This is a genomic window from Alteromonas sp. 4NS20-0143, assembly GCF_057542855.1.
This window is the reverse complement of sequence record NZ_BAAJLR010000001.1, coordinates 456,810-473,345: the sequence shown is the minus strand read 5'-3', so window position 1 is coordinate 473,345 and position 16,536 is coordinate 456,810. Positions and strand designations below refer to the sequence as shown.

The 16,536-nt window shown below is 45.0% G+C and carries 14 protein-coding genes; 1 reads left to right on the top strand and 13 read right to left on the bottom strand.

Annotated features, from left to right (window positions below; genetic code table 11):
• Window positions 1-28: 28 nt before the first annotated feature.
• The 6 genes from serS to lrp all read right to left on the bottom strand — a co-directional run bounded on the left by serS (window position 29) and on the right by lrp (window position 7,370).
• Window positions 29-1,324, bottom strand: coding sequence for a serine--tRNA ligase (gene serS / locus AC27HD_RS01965; protein ID WP_487103449.1), 1,296 nt, complete (start codon window positions 1,322-1,324; stop codon window positions 29-31).
• Window positions 1,325-1,334: 10 nt separating this feature from the next.
• Complete coding sequence (crcB, locus tag AC27HD_RS01960) at window positions 1,335-1,730, bottom strand: fluoride efflux transporter CrcB (protein WP_487103447.1); 396 nt, start codon at window positions 1,728-1,730, stop codon at window positions 1,335-1,337.
• A 12-nt stretch (window positions 1,731-1,742) separates the two neighbouring features.
• A complete protein-coding gene (locus AC27HD_RS01955; RefSeq protein ID WP_487103445.1) occupies window positions 1,743-3,050 on the bottom strand; it encodes a replication-associated recombination protein A in 1,308 nt (435 codons plus the stop codon).
• Complete coding sequence (lolA, locus tag AC27HD_RS01950; protein ID WP_487103443.1) at window positions 3,037-3,816, bottom strand: outer membrane lipoprotein periplasmic chaperone LolA; 780 nt, start codon at window positions 3,814-3,816, stop codon at window positions 3,037-3,039. The genes AC27HD_RS01955 and lolA overlap by 14 nt, the downstream gene beginning before the upstream one ends.
• Before the next feature lie 4 nt (window positions 3,817-3,820).
• The gene (locus tag AC27HD_RS01945; protein WP_487103441.1) at window positions 3,821-6,661 is read right to left on the bottom strand and encodes a DNA translocase FtsK; all 2,841 of its coding nucleotides are present in this window, start codon (window positions 6,659-6,661) and stop codon (window positions 3,821-3,823) included.
• A gap of 223 nt (window positions 6,662-6,884) precedes the next feature.
• Complete coding sequence (lrp, locus tag AC27HD_RS01940; protein WP_032096289.1) at window positions 6,885-7,370, bottom strand: leucine-responsive transcriptional regulator Lrp; 486 nt, start codon at window positions 7,368-7,370, stop codon at window positions 6,885-6,887.
• Window positions 7,371-7,529: 159 nt separating this feature from the next.
• Here lrp and ald point away from each other — a divergent pair, with 159 nt between their 5' ends.
• Window positions 7,530-8,663, top strand: a complete 1,134-nt coding sequence (gene ald / locus AC27HD_RS01935; protein ID WP_163106396.1) for an alanine dehydrogenase — start codon at window positions 7,530-7,532, stop codon at window positions 8,661-8,663.
• Window positions 8,664-8,899: 236 nt separating this feature from the next.
• Here ald and pyrF read toward each other — a convergent pair whose 3' ends face one another.
• The 7 genes from pyrF to cmk form a co-directional block, all read right to left on the bottom strand.
• Entirely contained in the window at window positions 8,900-9,595 is a 696-nt protein-coding gene (pyrF, locus tag AC27HD_RS01930; RefSeq protein WP_487103890.1) for an orotidine-5'-phosphate decarboxylase, read from the bottom strand.
• A gap of 33 nt (window positions 9,596-9,628) precedes the next feature.
• On the bottom strand, window positions 9,629-10,798 hold the full coding sequence (lapB, locus tag AC27HD_RS01925) for a lipopolysaccharide assembly protein LapB (RefSeq protein ID WP_334029600.1): 1,170 nt from the start codon (window positions 10,796-10,798) through the stop codon (window positions 9,629-9,631).
• Window positions 10,798-11,058 carry a LapA family protein gene (locus AC27HD_RS01920; protein WP_235207789.1) on the bottom strand — a complete coding sequence of 87 codons (261 nt, stop codon included), beginning with the start codon at window positions 11,056-11,058 and terminating at the stop codon, window positions 10,798-10,800. The genes lapB and AC27HD_RS01920 overlap by 1 nt, the downstream gene beginning before the upstream one ends.
• 99 nt (window positions 11,059-11,157) lie before the next feature.
• Window positions 11,158-13,497 (bottom strand): PilZ domain-containing protein, encoded by a 2,340-nt coding sequence (locus tag AC27HD_RS01915; protein WP_487103438.1) that lies wholly within the window; start codon window positions 13,495-13,497, stop codon window positions 11,158-11,160.
• A 189-nt stretch (window positions 13,498-13,686) separates the two neighbouring features.
• Entirely contained in the window at window positions 13,687-13,974 is a 288-nt protein-coding gene (ihfB, locus tag AC27HD_RS01910) for an integration host factor subunit beta (protein ID WP_032096429.1), read from the bottom strand.
• Between the two features lie 76 nt (window positions 13,975-14,050).
• Window positions 14,051-15,721, bottom strand: a complete 1,671-nt coding sequence (rpsA, locus tag AC27HD_RS01905) for a 30S ribosomal protein S1 (RefSeq protein WP_032096430.1) — start codon at window positions 15,719-15,721, stop codon at window positions 14,051-14,053.
• A gap of 120 nt (window positions 15,722-15,841) precedes the next feature.
• Window positions 15,842-16,513 carry a (d)CMP kinase gene (gene cmk, locus AC27HD_RS01900; RefSeq protein WP_032096431.1) on the bottom strand — a complete coding sequence of 224 codons (672 nt, stop codon included), beginning with the start codon at window positions 16,511-16,513 and terminating at the stop codon, window positions 15,842-15,844.
• Window positions 16,514-16,536 lie beyond the last annotated feature (23 nt).

The following is a 16,536-nucleotide window of genomic DNA, read 5'->3' as shown; positions in this document are numbered from 1 at the left end:
TTCAACAAGTATTGCGAAGCCCCTCGGTTTACTGAGGCTTAAGTACTTCAACACCGCCCATGTAAGGGACGAGCGCTTTAGGTACCGTTACGCTGCCGTCGGCTTGCTGATTATTCTCTAAAATAGCAACCAATGTACGCCCTACTGCTAAACCTGAACCATTCAATGTGTGAAGCAACTCAGGCTTGTTGGTTTCAAGGTTACGGAAGCGAGCCTGCATACGGCGGGCTTGGAAATCTAACATGTTAGAACACGAAGAGATTTCTCTGTAGGTGTTTTGGGCTGGTAACCACACTTCCAAATCGTAGGTTTTACACGCACCAAAGCCCATATCACCAGTGCACAGCAACATTTTGCGGTAAGGTAATTCAAGCTTTTGCAGAATCGCTTCAGCGTGACTAGTAAGCGCCTCAAGTGCTTCAAAGCTATCTTCAGGCTTTACTAGCTGCACTAACTCCACTTTATCGAATTGATGCTGACGAATAAGGCCTCGTGTATCGCGACCGTATGAGCCTGCCTCAGAACGAAAACACGGTGTATGGGCCGTCATTTTCACTGGCAGCGATTTAGCGTCTACTATCTCATCGCGCACGATGTTAGTGAGTGGCACTTCTGCAGTAGGAATCAGGGATAGCCCCTGTCCTTCTTCAGTTGCTGGCTGAGTGTGAAACAAATCTTCACCAAACTTTGGAAGTTGACCTGTGCCATATAGGCTGTCAGAGTTTACTAAGTAAGGCACGTACATTTCTTGATAGCCGTGCTCACCGGTATGCACATCTAACATAAACTGCGCAATCGCCCGATTTAAACGTGCAACATCGCCACGCATAACAACAAAGCGGCTGCCGGTAATTTTACTTGCCGTAGAAAAATCGAGGCCATTGTTTAAGCGCTCGCCTACATCGACATGGTCACTTACTTCAAAATCAAACGTTCTTGGTTGACCCCAGCGTGATATCTCTACATTGTGATTTTCGTTCTCACCTTCAGGCACAGACTCGTCAGGCAAATTAGGTATGCCTTGTGTCATCACTGTAATTTCATCTAACAATGCAGTTAATTCAGCTTTTGCTGAATCAAGCTCATCACCGAGCTTACCAACTTCAGCGAGCAAAGGCGCAATGTCTTCGCCCTGTGCTTTCGCTTTACCAATAGACTTACTGCGCACGTTACGCTCGTTCTGCAGATCCTGAGTTCTGGATTGAAGTGTTTTTCTTTTTTCTTCAAGCGAACTAAATGCTGCCACATCAAGCTTAAAACCACGGGCAGCCAAACGTTCGGCAGTTTGTTCTATATCGCTTCGCAAACACTTTGGATCTAACATGCGCTTCTACTTATCCTTTCATCAATTCAATTGCCAGCCAACCTGCTATTAAGCAAGCGCCGACATTAAGAAATACGTTAGCTATGGCCTTCAGCCACAGCCCATTTTCTAACAACGTTAGCGTTTCAATGGAAAACGTTGAGAATGTTGTAAATGCACCCAATAATCCCACACCTAGTAGTGCGCGGTATGGTGAATCGCTCAAATCGTGACGTTCTATCAAGCCATAAAGAAGCGCCAGCGCAAATGAGCCAATGACATTTACCGTTAGTGTACCAAACGGCATGTTTTTTCCAAACCAAGAATCTACCGTTGTGGTAACAAAATAGCGTAAACATGCACCTGTCGCGCCGCCAGCGGCGATAAAACAGTACAATGTTAAGCTGTGTGATACGCCAAGTGACACGCTAATACCCCTTTACCGTCTGTTTTTGCTCTGTGAATTTAAGCTGTCTAAGAAATCTCGTTTCGCTTTAAGTGCCTTTTCTAAGCCTCTCTCACTTGGCTCATAAAATCGCGTTCCCACAATACTCTCTGGCAAATAAGTCTCCCCTGCCGCAAAAGCATTTGGCTCATTATGTGCGTAGCGATAACCATCGCCATGGCCAAGATCTTTCATTAACGACGTGGGAGCGTTACGTAAATGCATAGGCACTGGCGCATCTGACGTTTTTCTGGCTAATGCCTTTGCAGCACTAAACGCCATATAAACCGCATTACTTTTAGCTGCTAATGCACAATAAACGGCAGCCTGCGCGATAGCCCGTTCGCCTTCAGCTGGACCTACGCGATGAAATGTATCCCAAGCATTAATGCAAAGCTGCATGGCGCGCGGATCAGCATTGCCAATATCCTCTGAAGCGATAGCCAGCAAACGCCTACCAACGTAAAGGGCATCGCCACCACCGTCTAAAATTCGGGCATACCAGTATAGCGCTGCATCGGGGTCTGAACCTCTCACCGATTTGTGAAAGGCAGAAATGAGATCGTAAAACGTATCGCCTTTATTATCGTAGCTCGCCACTTTTTGACCAACGGCTTGCTCAATGTCACCAATGGCAATTTCATCATTACTGGTAAAGTCGGCAGATAGCTCTAAATAAGTGAGGAGGCGTCTGGCATCACCACTGCTTAAGTCGATAAGGGCTTGTTTTGCAGGTTCTGAAATTTTTAAATGCCGTTCGCCCAGCCCTTTTTGCACATTGCCTAAAGCCCGTTCTACTAGCTCGGCCAAAGCATCATTTTCAAGTGGCTTAAGTACGTAAACTCTTACCCGAGATAACAACGCATTGTTTAGCTCAAAAGACGGATTTTCCGTGGTTGCACCGATAAAAGTCACGACACCGGATTCAACGAACGGTAAAAACGCGTCCTGCTGACTTTTATTAAAACGATGCACTTCATCAACGAATAATAGCGTACGCTGATTGTAGCGTGCGTTATCTTGGGCGCTGTCCATGGCCGCACGAATGTCTTTTACCCCAGACGTCACTGCTGAAATACGAAGCACTGTAGCGTTCGTATATTCTCCGATGAGCTCTGCTAGGGTTGTCTTTCCTGTTCCAGGGGGCCCCCACAAAATCATCGAATGACAGTGACCCGCTTCTAGCATTTTACGAAGGGGCTTGTCAGGGCCTAAAAGGTGAGATTGGCCGCTGTATTCTTCAATAGTAGTAGGCCGCATCCGCGCGGCCAGTGGGGCGAATGCCTGATTAACGTTGGTCATCAATAATAAAACTGTCTGGCACTTCAACCTCAAACGTATCAGCGGCAAGTGGGAAGGTTGTTTCTATATCACTGAAGGTCAGCGTGCTTATCTGTTGCTGAGCATCTAACATGGTTAACGCTGCAAGTTCGTTGTCGCTATTGAACGTAAGGGTAAGCGTTAATATTTGTCCGCCCTGCTGTTTAGGCGTTATTTGAAAGCTGCGCAAACCTGACGTGTTTTCTTGTCCTGACCTGTTTTTTTGCTCTAACAGCTGCGATAACGCATTATCAAGCTGGCTAATAGAAAACATCGACCACGTGCTGTTATCAGTAGAGGTGAGTAACATAACAGGGTTGTCTTTAATAGCATTTGCCTGAGATAGCACAGTAACCTGCTCTACAAATGTGTCTACATTCCACACGGCCTCGCCGTCGGCGATAAGTAGCGTCTCGTCTGGAAAAGTTGTTTCCCAACGCAGCTTGTCAGGACGTGTCATAGTAAGCACACCCTGTGCTTCATGCACTACATTTTGTTGGGCATCCACAACGGTTTGAGCAAAGTTAGCCCGAAACTGACGCATATCACTGAGCAGTGTTTTTAATGCCGCTGTGTCGTTAGTATCAATATCGCTCGTTGATTCAGGTGCGGCCATGGATTCAGGAGCAGCCATTGATTCAGGAGCAGCTTCGACTGAGGCCTGTGTTTGAGCATTTAACACAAAACTTGTTGCGCCAGCAGCCACTAAAAGCACACTGCGTACAAGGTACATTGCTTTGTTCTTCATATCGTTATTCCTTTATTGGGGGCGGCGCTATTACTTCGCGATTTCCGTTGTGCCCCTGTGCACTTACGACCCCACTCGCCTCCATTTGTTCAACTAAACGCGCTGCTCGATTGTAACCAATTCTGAATTTACGCTGCACGCTAGACACACTTGCACGGCGTGTTTCAGTAACAAATGCGACGGCATCATCGTAGAATGCGTCAAACTCTTGCTCTTCGCCTTCAGGTTGTTCACCAGGCAGTAGTACTTCAGCAGACGCTTCACCGTTTAGAATTTCATCGATGTACTCGGGCTCGCCACGTTTCTGCCAATCGGCTACCACGGCATGCACCTCATGATCGTCTACAAACGCGCCATGTACTCGCGTAGGCACCGGACTTCCTGGCGGTAGGTAAAGCATGTCTCCCATACCAAGCAGTGTTTCAGCACCCTGCTGGTCTAATATGGTACGCGAATCTATCTTGCTTGATACCTGAAATGCGATACGAGTAGGGATGTTTGCTTTGATTAATCCGGTAATAACATCTACTGACGGTCTTTGCGTAGCCAAAATAAGGTGTATGCCTGCGGCTCGCGCTTTTTGTGCAATACGTGCTATCAATTCCTCTACTTTTTTACCAACGATCATCATCATGTCAGCAAATTCGTCCACCACAACCACAATGGCAGGTAATTTATCTAAATCTGGCGCTTCGATTTCCATGCTCTCTTCATTTTTCCAGAGCGGATCTTTTATCGGCGTTCCATTTGCCTTAGCCTCTTCAACTTTCACGTTGTAGCCTTTGAGGTTTCTCACACCAAGTGCACTCATTAATCGATATCGGCGCTCCATTTCGCCCACACACCAACGAAGAGCATTTGCCGCCTCTTTCATATCGGTAACAACTTCAGACAGTAAGTGAGGAATACCTTCATATACCGATAATTCGAGCATTTTAGGATCTATCATGATCATGCGAACGTCTTCAGGCGTGCTTTTATATAGCAGGCTCAAAATCATTACGTTCACACCTACCGATTTACCCGAGCCTGTAGTACCAGCAACGAGTACATGGGGCATTTTCGCTAAATCTACAATAACTGGCTTACCGGATATATCAGCGCCAAGTACCATGGTAAGCGCCGATTTATTCGATTGAAACGCGTCGCAGCTGATAACTTCGCTCAAGCGAACCATTTCTCGCTGCTTATTCGGTAGCTCTAATCCGATAACCGATTTACCAGGGATAACCTCAACAACACGCACCGACATGGCAGACATCGCTCGCGCCAAATCTTTCGACAAACCAGTGATTTTACTTACCTTAACCCCCGGCGCTAAATCGAGCTCAAAACGCGTAATAACAGGCCCTGGATAAACACCCACTACCGTGGCTTCAATATTAAAATCGGCTAACTTTTCCTCAACCAGGCGAGATATACCCTCTATCTCTTCTTGGGTAAGGGGGTTTTCGTGTTTATCGGCTCGCTCTAGCAAATCAAACGATGGCATGGGCGCCATGTTTTCATCAATTTCCTGTCTTGGCTTAATAGGCTTAGCACCCACTGCCGCTGGCGAAAACGGTTGTTGTACAGAGGTATCTACCGTTTTTTGAGCCTTTGCAGGTTCTACGGGAGGTTGAATATGCGAGTTCGATGAGTCTTCTTCGTCGCTAGCGTAAGGCATGTCTGCATTAAATTCATCAAACTCGTCAAAGTCACCGATGGTTGGCTCAGCTTTTCTTGTGCTTTCACTGAAAGCGGCAGAGTTTGTTGCGTTAGGAGTCATTTCGTTAGCATCTTCATCCGCTCTACTATCAACGATTGATTCAGCTGAATTTCCAGAATCACCCAACCCCACTTTATCCTTAACGGCCGCGCGCATGCCTGATAAAGAAAATGGCGATTTTTTCGGCTCTTTTTCGATATCCTTAGAAGACGGTGTGAGCTCGTCTGTACCGTCGGTGTGAGAATAAAATGGCGGTTCGCTCTCTTCATCTGACTGGCTGGTATGGTGAGTAGTGTCTACCGTAAACCGTGGTTCCTGTCTCTCATAGGGCGAATGACGCTGATTCGCCGCACTATCATCGTGTGCATTGTGTGAAGGCGCAGCAGATTGCGCTCCCCTCTCCTGCCCCTGCTCATGTTCAGAACCAGAAGCAGAGTCAGATTCATAAGCAGGCTCAGCGCGCATGGTCGTAATATCAAGCTCACCTGATGAAGCGGTATTATCCTTAACATTACTGGTTAGCGCTAAGCGCGGCATCTCAAAAGACAGTAACCGCTGGGGTGCACTAATCGTTTTTCTGGTAAGCCACAGAGCGCCCTCGCCTATTTTGTCAATAATCGAAAGCCAGCTCACGCCGGTGAGTAAAGTAAACCCCGTGCAAAAGAAACAGAGTAAAAGGAGGATTGTGCCCGCGGTATTAAAATAGGGAATTAGTGCAGAGCTTATAACATCTCCAACAAAGCCCCCAGCAGAAAAGTTATAAATATCGTCAAAGTTGATACTCGCGATACCCGTTGCACCCAGTGCCATGAGTAAACCGCCAATAATCCGAAGACCAATGGTTAAGTAGTCAAATTCATCAAGCTCTTTAATATGCTGAAAAAGAAACCAGCCTAAGAACGCCGCACCAAAAGGCAGTAAATAGGCAAGGAAGCCGAAAGAAAATAGCAATAAATCAGCAACCCACGCGCCAGTGGCCCCCACCCAATTGTGTACATCGAGCTGCAGCCCGGCTTGGCTCCATCCAGGATCGCCAGGATGAAAAGATGCTAGTGCCAGCAATAAGAAAAAGGCGAAAACGCAAGCGACTATCATGCCTGCTTCCCACACTCGCTGAACCCCTGTTAATCGCGCCATAACGTTTATAAAACCTTTAAATTATCTGCCACTACTATTGATGTAATGCGCTATAAGTACAAGAAACCCGTTTTTGTTTCCTGCTATCCATTCTCTGTAACCGCCTCAAACCTTCTGTAACCGATATGTATTGGTTCTGTAAGGTATTGAAAGCGCGCGAGTATTAAAGCACTGTATTTTTGCACAGCCTACCATAAAAGCAACATTCTGAGCCATGCTTTCATTACTTCAAATTAATGCGCAAAGAAGACGTACTTTTGACTTCTTCCATAACCACATAGGTTCTAGACTCACTGACGCCCGGCAAGCGCAGTAGTGTGTCTCCTAATAGCTTTCGATAGCTAGACATATCTGCCACTCTTGCCTTTAACAGAAAATCAAAGTCGCCTGAAACTAGGTGGCACTCTTGTATATCGTCGTGCAATTTTACCGCAGCAGAAAATTCTGCAAAGATATCCACGGAAGTTTTCGTTAAAGTTATCTCCACAAACACCAACATTGCGGCGCCAAGTTTTTCGGGATCCACAATGGCGTGGTAGCCTTTTATATAGCCTTGGCTTTCCAATCGCTTAACCCGCTCGAGGCATGGGCTGGGGCTCAGGCCCACTTCCTTAGCCAGTTCCACATTAGAAACCCGTCCGTTTTTTTGTAACTGAACTAGGATATTCCTGTCTATTCGGTCAAGGTGTTTTGGGGTTTTTACTAACATATTATATTTTTCAAAAGCAATTAATAGCCATACTATATGCTAATAACTGCTATTTTTCAGCACATAGTTCGCTTTTTATTAACGTATACTCGCCAAAATAAACACAGTTATTTTTAAAGCCGAGCCACTCAGAGCTCATCAGTAATAAGAGGACCTAGTATGTTAGTTGGTGTACCAAAAGAAATAAAAAACCACGAGTATCGTGTTGGCCTAACGCCAGCTGCAGTGAAAGAATTCACAAGCAACGGTCACTCTGTGCTAGTTCAAACATTAGCAGGCGATGCCATTGGTTTTACTGACGAAATGTACGTAGCCGCTGGCGCTACTATTGCGCCAACAGCTGAGCAAGTTTTCGCAGAAGCAGAAATGATTGTAAAGGTAAAAGAGCCCCAGCCTAACGAATGTAAAATGCTGCGCAAAGGCCAGACTTTATATACTTACCTTCACCTTGCACCAGACCCAACGCAGACTAAACTTCTCGTTGAATCTGGAGCAACTTGTATTGCTTATGAAACAGTAACTGACGACCGTGGAGGCCTCCCTCTTCTTGCTCCTATGAGTGAAGTTGCAGGCCGTATGTCTGTACAAGCAGGTGCGCATTACCTAGAAAAAGCCCACGGTGGCAGTGGCACATTGCTTGGCGGTGTACCAGGTGTGGCACCTGGTAAAGTATTGGTTATTGGTGGTGGCGTTGTAGGAACAAATGCAGCGAAAATGGCCCTTGGTTTAGGCGCTGAGGTGGTTATTCTTGACCGCTCTCTTCCGCGTTTGCGTCAAATCGACGATATTTTTAATGGCCAAGTGAAGACAGTTTATTCTACTGTTGACGCAATCGAGCACTATTCGTCAAAAGCTGACCTAGTGGTTGGCGCGGTGTTAATTCCTGGCGCAGCAGCACCTAAGTTGCTTAACCGTGAACAAATTGCGGCAATGAAGCCTGGCTCAGTATTGGTAGATGTTGCCATCGACCAAGGTGGTTGTTTTGAAACTTCAAAAGCAACGACACACCAAGACCCTGTTTATATCATTGATGATGTTGTGCACTATTGTGTTGCTAACATGCCAGGTGGTGTTGCGCGTACATCAACGATGGCGCTAAACAATGCAACTCTGCCTTTTGGCCTTGCTTTGGCAAACAAGGGTCCAGTTCAAGCAATGCTAGATGACAAGCATTTACTTGCGGGCTTGAACACCCACGAAGGAAAAGTTACGTATAAGGCGGTTGTCGATGCGTTGGGTGAAGAACTTGGCCTAACTTATACGCCAGCAGAAGTAGCGCTTAACGGTCTATAATTTAGCAGCTACTGCTTTGGGTTAGCCCCGCTTAATAAAAAAGCTCGATGTCTGTAATAAGACATCGAGCTTTTTTGTATGTATTCAATTGATAAACCAAAAATGAATTCGCTGTTCAAGGCATGTGACTATGATTAATAGACGCTCACCAAAAGCTTTATGAACGCTTAACTAACGCCCGACTAGCGCTCATTGAAGAGCATATAAAAACCCAAATGCGTCAAACTAGCACAGGTTCAACGAATAGATTCATTAACCTCTGCTAACACTGCCATGGGATCTGATGCCTGTGTAATAGGCCGGCCCATCACTAAATAGCTAACGCCATCATTAATAGCATCAGGGGGCGTCATTACTCGCTTCTGGTCGCCAGCTTGGCTTCCACTAGGCCTTATGCCGGGTGTTACCAGTAAAAAATCATCGTTATGACGTTTGCGCAGAGCAGCTGCTTCTTGCGCTGAGCAAACTATACCGTCTAAGCCGGCTTTTTCCGTTAACCCTGCCAGTCGTAATACCTGCTGTTCAGGGGTAACGCCATCAATAACACCTGAAAGCTGCTCTTGATCCATACTGGTTAGCACCGTGACGGCAATCAGCTTGGTGTTGGGGTTGTTGCTATTTTCAATGGCGAGCTTTGCAGCCTGCATCATTGGCAGCCCGCCAGAAGCATGAACGTTTACCATCCAAACGCCAAGTTCAGCAGCAGCTTTACACGCTTTGGCCACGGTATTGGGGATATCGTGAAATTTTAGATCTAAGAAAACGTCAAACCCTTTACCCACTAAACTCTTAACAAACTCTGGCCCGAATAAAGTAAACATTTCTTTGCCTACTTTGAGTTTACACAAGCTGGGACTTAGCTTATCGACAAACGCTAATGCGGTGTCTTTGTCGTCATAATCAAGCGCTACAATAACGCGGGGTTCTTGAATAGCTTCATTGGGATTAGCTTTGGGCATAAATCATTACTCTCCATCTAACCCTTTTATGGGTTTTACTACGCCCCATTTCTTACACGATGGGCATAGCCAATACAATTTTCTACCGGAAAAACCGCAGCTATTACAGCGATACTTGGGGCGCTGAAGCATTTGTTTTCCAACTAACTCTTTTAATAATCGCAAACTATCGGCAGTATTTTTATCGCTGAGCTGGTCGATATAAAGGCCCATTAAGGTTTTAAAACCTCGCATGGTAGGACGCTTTCTAAGCTGCTCAATTAAGTACTCACTGGCTTGCGATATCTCACCTTTTTTCAGCAAAACATCAACCATGGCTAGGTATGACGTAGCGCATTCTTGCCAGTGTGCTTCTAAGTTCTTTTCGAAACTATCCCACTCACCAGTATCTTCGGCAATTTTTTCTAAACTCGGCACGGCTTCACTAAACCAGTTAATATCTCGCTCAGCTACCTGAACAAAATAAGCAGTGGCGTCGGTGTATCGTTTTTGATTAAGTGCTAGCTCGCCCAGCATAAGCCAGGGGCGAACCGCATGAGCATCGGCATTAACCGCTTTTTGAAGTAACGTAAGGGCCGCACCCTGACTGTCATTTTTAAGCTCAACCGTTGCCTGCTCACAATAAAAGTGGGCAAGCCGCTCGCACACATCATCGTTATCGCCGTGACATTCAACCATACGCTCAGCAAGCTCAATCGCTCGCTGCCACTCTTTGGTTGTTTGATAGATACTGAAAAGTTGTTGCTGGGCTATGAGGTAGTGTTTTTCACTGTTAAGTAACTGGAGAAACGCATTTTCTGCACGTTCTAAAAAGCCTGCCTGTGTGTAATCTTGCCCTAGTTCCCGTAACGCGTTTTCACGCTGTGCAGGCTGAAGCTCATCACGACTCACTAAGTTTTGGTGCACCTTAATTGCGCGGTCTATTTCGCCTCGGTGACGAAAAAAACTGCCCATGGCAATGTGGGTTTCTACCGTGTCGCTATTCACGTTAATCATTTTAATTAACGTATCAACGGCTTTGTCAGGTTGGTCTGAAAGAAGGAAGTTAAGGCCTTTGTAATAATGCTTAGACAGTATGCTCGACTGCTTTCTTTGTGCCTGGCGAACGCTATTGCGCCCCATTATCCAGCCATAACCTGCCGCGACAGGTAAAAGTAAAAACAGCAGCTCTAGCATTAGTGGTCTTTTTCCAAATGCTGCATCTTAGATTGAGCCGACATGAGCTGCACTTTCAAACGCAACCAACTCGCTAGCATAATCAAGATACCAACAATCACTCCTATAGAGAGCGAAATAGCGATGAGAGTAGATAATCTAATGTTTGCTTGAGCAATAAGATAATTTACCGTCACTACTCCTTCGTTTTGCGACCCAATAACGAACGCCACCGTTAGCAGCGCAAGAATGATCAAAAATGATACGATCCCTTTCAACACAAAACCCTTTAATTTGATTTATTGGTAAGAATAGCAAAATGGGAAAAAAGATAACACAAAAAAGCATTACCCAATGCAGATAGCAGCGCGGTTTATCGATTAAGCGGGAACAGAATCAGGCTCTTTCGACTCCCGTTTTGCAATTAGGTTATCGATAACGAGATCGTGATGCAGTGCCGACATATTAGTAATAAAAATACAGTGGGTGTACCCTGCTTGCATCGTCTCTAATTTATCGTACATCGCTTTATCGAGTTTTGATAATTGTGCCAACCGTTTTTTGGTTAACGGCGTGATAGCGCCGTGACAGCGAATTGCCGTTACGTCAGTAGAGCTCAGCTGAATTTTTCCTTCATCCAACTGCTCTTTAATTTGGGTGCGAAGTTTGGAGTACAAAAAGTCTCGCTCTCTAATAAAAACAAGTCTGTTGTCACTTTTGCGAACGCAGTGTACGACCAAATGCTGCTGTATAGACTCTTTAAACATTGCCTCTAGAATTAAAGATTTAGGCTTGGCCTGCCCTTTATCAGCAAAGAAACCGTGTAAAGGAATAATATTTTGGGTACGAGAAAAAGGAAATAAATCATCCGAGTTATCGCTTTGATACACGGTTTTGAGCCTGTCTAACGTAAAGCGATTCATTACACACAGCACTGCTAGAGAAGGCATATGCCTTACCGCCAACTCCCATATAAATCGATGGGTCAAACGCTGAATACGAGCAATGTCCCTTACTTTAAAATACGCCGTATTTTCTTCTACAATATTGTCTACATTGGCGCTAACCTTGGTTTTTCGACCGGCTTCTGACAAACATAGCCTGATAACGCCAGAGGCAGGCTCAAAATATACAACCTTATATTTCTCATTTTTGATTTTAAGGTCTGGCACAGAAACCCGAATTTCTTTTTGTAATTCGCTGTTTGGCGCAACAATAAGCCGCATTCCGCTGGCAGACAAATCGGCAACTCGTGCCTCTAAAGACGATAGCAGTCCTATTTTAATTGAGGCTGCTTTATCAATCACATAACGTGTTTCGTTACGTCTGTCTAAATCCTCTTCCATCACATAATCAATATGCCAATTGTCACCGCTGGCTTTAAGATCGCTTGATAGTGGTTTGAAACTGCATTTCGCACTTAAGGTTAAATTGCCAATATAGCCAGAGACATCTTTACAATAGAGGACATGAGAAATGTTAGAGAGCTGTTCAAATTCTTTGCTAGCAATATCATGTATGGCGAAGGCTTTCTGCTTATCTGTCCGCGTCACAACATCAAGGCGGCAATGACTGCATATGAAATCATTGTTCTTCGCCAACAAGTAAACCAGCGCATTTAACTGGCCCATTTCAACCAGTTGCCTATGGGTAGCTGTGATTTTTACCGTGGCATTTTTGGTTTTTATTGTACCGTGAAAGACAAACGCTTCATTGTATTTCAATAGCTCCTTAGCAAGGGCATCAAAAAACGGTTTATCTTGTAAGCTGCTCAGTAACTTTTCAGCTTTGTTGTGCTCAACATTGGCTTTTGTAAAAAGCGCTATTGTTGGCTTTAGCGACTTTTTATGAGCAGATAAGTAAACGGGTAGCCAAGGGCTATTTTCCAAAATTCTATCGCGCTCTAATTCTTGCATGGCGCGCTCTATCTCTAAATCCCTTTGCAAAGGCTGTCGATAAGCGGTGACCTCCACATAGCGTCTTAGGTTAGTTAAAAAATCAGGCTCGATATCATCGGGAAACACAAAGAACGACTCATATTTCCCAAGATGTTTATTATATTTTACTGCTTGAAGGTTAAACGCGATGTCTGTGGGTTCTTTGGTTAAGCCAGCTACTTCAGGCAACGTAAACGTTATGGTGTCGCCTGTGGTTACGTTCGGGGGTCGCTTTGTTTCTACCACCATACCAAGGTGAGAAAAAGCACTCACACTACAGTGCCTTCCCTTTTCAAATTCTGGAGAGCTTACGGTAAAATTAGGTCTTATTGCGATGTCGTCACCAAAATCGATGTCAGTAAAAGACTGACTCTCAATATTGAAAGCATCCACGATTTTTTTAAACTGGTCTTTCTTAATCTGGTTCTGATAGAAATCGGAGTTCATTACCGATTCAAAGACGCCGACGGTGTATCTATCTTGATAAAGCGAGGTTTCACTTTTGAGGATCTTTGCCCCCACTTTATCTAAGCGCATTTGAATGCCGAAGTGTTTAAACTTCATTACCGGAAAATGGGCAAAGGCGGAGTTATCAGCGGGCGCGTCTGTAAGAGAGGTAAGCCTAACGACTTCCTCCTTTACCACTTTTCGAACAGCACTTGGCAAGCGTTTGGAAAACTTATTAATTCCCTCTAACAAACGATTTTGCTGTTCATAGGGGATCAGTGCACGAATTAGCGGCTGGTATTGTTTTATTATTGCTTGTTCTTCGCCGGCTGACATTACTTCAATTAAAACCGTTTATTCTTATAGCAATAATATATAACTGTCTTTAAGTAAGGGTCAATAGTTATTAGCGGCAAGTCCTACGTATAACAGAATATACGCATTAATTATGAGATTTTAACGGAATGTTATAGAGAATTAGAAAAGCAGGCACAAAAAAGCCGCTAAAAAAGCGGCTTTCATAATTTATGCTATTGAGGCATCAACTCGTTCGCGAAGTTCTTTTCCTGGCTTAAAGTGCGGTACATATTTACCGTCTAGCTTTACTGTTTCGCCCGTTTTAGGGTTTCTACCTACGCGTGGTGCGCGATAGTGCAGTGAGAAACTGCCAAAACCTCGAATTTCTATACGCTCGCCCTTTTGAAGGGTTTGTGCCATCTGTTCGAGAAGCTCTTTGATAGCCAGTTCTAGTTCTTTCGCTGGAACCTGACGCGCTTGATCCGCGAGCCGTTCAATTAATTCAGACTTGGTCATACTTAACCTCGTTGTCACTATTATTGTTTAAACAGCTATCGCGAATTGGGTGCGCCTAAGCACACCCACAAAAACATTACTCGCCTTTAGCAGCTTTAAATGCTTCTGCCATCGCGCTAGCAAAACCAGCATCATCTTGCTGATTAACCTTCTCGATAGCTTCTTTTTCGTCAGCCTGATCTTTCGCTCTTACAGATAGGTTAACAGTGCGGTTCTTACGGTCAACGCCCATAAATTTCGCTTCAATGCTATCACCAACTTTCGCTACTTCAGTTGCGTCTTCTACACGCTCAACAGCAATATCTGCAACGCGGATATAACCGTCAACTTCTTCAGCTAGGTTTACAGTAACGCCTTTAGCTTCAACTTCAGTTACTGTACCAACAACGATAGCACCTTTCTTGTTATCTGTCAGATACTTGTTGAACGGGTCTTCTTCAATTTGCTTAACGCCTAGAGAGATACGCTCACGCTCTGGGTCAACCTGAAGAACAACAGCAGAGATTTCGTCGCCTTTCTTATAGTCACGAACTGCGTCTTCACCAGACTTGTTCCAGCTAATGTCAGAAAGGTGAACTAGACCGTCGATGCCGCCGTCAAGACCGATGAAGATACCGAAGTCAGTGATTGACTTGATCTTACCAGATACTTTGTCGCCTTTTTCGTGCGATTCAGCAAACGTTTCCCAAGGATTAGCAATACATTGCTTAAGACCTAGAGAAATACGACGACGCTCTTCGTCAATTTCAAGAACCATAACATCTACTGTGTCACCAAGGTTAACAACCTTAGATGGGTGGATGTTTTTGTTAGTCCAATCCATTTCAGAAACGTGAACAAGACCTTCAACGCCGTCTTCGATTTCTACGAAACAGCCGTAGTCAGTTAGGTTAGTAACCTGACCGTTGATCTTAGTTCCTTCAGGGTAACGTGAAGCAATTTCTTGCCATGGATCGTTGCCCATTTGCTTCATACCAAGAGAAACACGCTGCTTCTCTTTGTCGAACTTAAGAACTTTAACGTTGATTTCATCGCCAACATTTACGATTTCACTTGGGTGCTTAACGCGCTTCCAAGCCATATCTGTAATGTGTAGAAGACCGTCTACGCCACCAAGGTCAACGAACGCACCGTAATCAGTAAGGTTCTTAACGATACCTTTGATTTCGTGGCCTTCTTCAAGGTTAGCAAGAAGAGTCTCGCGCTCTGCGCTGCTTTCTGCTTCGATAACTGCACGACGAGAAACAACAACGTTGTTGCGTTTTGCATCAAGCTTGATAACTTTAAATTCAAGCTCTTTGCCTTCAAGGTGAGTTGTGTCACGTACTGGACGCACATCAACCAATGAACCTGGAAGGAACGCGCGTACACTGTTTACTTCAACAGTGAAACCGCCTTTAACTTTACCGTTGATAACGCCCTTAATAGTAACTTTATCATCGTAAGCTTTTTCCAGCTCAACCCATGCTTCGTGACGCTTCGCTTTTTCGCGAGAAAGAATAGTTTCACCGAAACCATCTTCTACTGCATCTAGTGCAACATCTACTTCGTCACCGATAGCGATTTCTAATTCGCCTTCAGCATTTTTAAATTGGTCTGCTGGGATAGCACTTTCTGATTTCAAGCCCGCATCAACAAGAACGATGTCTTTGTCGATAGAAACAACAGTACCTTTTACAATTGAACCAGGACGTGTTTCTAGTTCTTGTAAGCTTTCTTCAAAAAGTTGTGCAAAATTTTCAGTCATAAGTCTCAGATAACTTTTAAGTTGATATCCACGCTTCTAATCCGGATAACGCGGGGTTATTAAAAAATCGCCGCCACTTCCTGTAGCAGCTCTGCTCTGAACGTATTTTGCCCCACGCGATTAACGTCGTGAGGAAATAATATCCATCGCTTTTTCAAAGACTTGGTCTATATCCAAGTCTGTCGAATCTATAATTACAGCATCTTCTGCCGGTACCAAAGGTGCAACCGTGCGCTGTGTATCGCGCTCGTCTCTCGCCTTGATATCGGTTAAAAGGCGCGCAATATTAACATCCATGCCCTTTGCTTTCAACTGGCTATAACGTCGCTCTGCGCGCGCTTCAGCGCTTGCTGTAAGAAATATCTTTACCTGTGCATCAGGGAACACCACTGTGCCCATATCGCGACCGTCAGCAACGAGGCCTGGCGATTGCTGAAAAGCGCGCTGCCTACGAAGTAACGCTTCGCGCACTCTTGGCAATGCAGCAATCTTTGACGCTACAGCGCCCACTTCTTCAGTGCGGATGTCATCAGTAACATCTTCGCCTTCCAAAATAATGCGGGTCGCATCTTGGCTCGTCTCGAAACTAACGTCGAGCCCTGTTGCAAGGGGAACAACGCATTCTTCATCATCACACGGGAGGTCGTGGTGAAGTGCAGCAACGGCTAGAACGCGATAAATTGCACCGCTATCTAGAAAATGCCACTCTAACTTTTTGGCTAATAAGCTACTTAGTGTACCTTTACCAGCACCACTTGGGCCGTCGACCGTGACTACGGGTGTGGAATGCATACCTGCTCCATATTTTTAAAATT

Excerpts from the sequence above, each read along its gene's own strand:
- rpsA (WP_032096430.1), bottom strand. The coding sequence starts at position 15,721 with ATGACTGAAAATTTTGCACAACTTTTTGAAGAAAGCTTACAAGAACTA.
- lolA (WP_487103443.1), bottom strand. The coding sequence starts at position 3,816 with ATGAAGAACAAAGCAATGTACCTTGTACGCAGTGTGCTTTTAGTGGCT.
- ald (WP_163106396.1), top strand. The coding sequence starts at position 7,530 with ATGTTAGTTGGTGTACCAAAAGAAATAAAAAACCACGAGTATCGTGTT.
- AC27HD_RS01945 (WP_487103441.1), bottom strand. The coding sequence starts at position 6,661 with ATGGCGCGATTAACAGGGGTTCAGCGAGTGTGGGAAGCAGGCATGATA.
- lapB (WP_334029600.1), bottom strand. The coding sequence starts at position 10,798 with ATGCTAGAGCTGCTGTTTTTACTTTTACCTGTCGCGGCAGGTTATGGC.
- ihfB (WP_032096429.1), bottom strand. The coding sequence starts at position 13,974 with ATGACCAAGTCTGAATTAATTGAACGGCTCGCGGATCAAGCGCGTCAG.
- lrp (WP_032096289.1), bottom strand. The coding sequence starts at position 7,370 with ATGTTAGTAAAAACCCCAAAACACCTTGACCGAATAGACAGGAATATC.
- cmk (WP_032096431.1), bottom strand. The coding sequence starts at position 16,513 with ATGCATTCCACACCCGTAGTCACGGTCGACGGCCCAAGTGGTGCTGGT.
- serS (WP_487103449.1), bottom strand. The coding sequence starts at position 1,324 with ATGTTAGATCCAAAGTGTTTGCGAAGCGATATAGAACAAACTGCCGAA.
- AC27HD_RS01915 (WP_487103438.1), bottom strand. The coding sequence starts at position 13,497 with ATGTCAGCCGGCGAAGAACAAGCAATAATAAAACAATACCAGCCGCTA.
- AC27HD_RS01955 (WP_487103445.1), bottom strand. The coding sequence starts at position 3,050 with ATGACCAACGTTAATCAGGCATTCGCCCCACTGGCCGCGCGGATGCGG.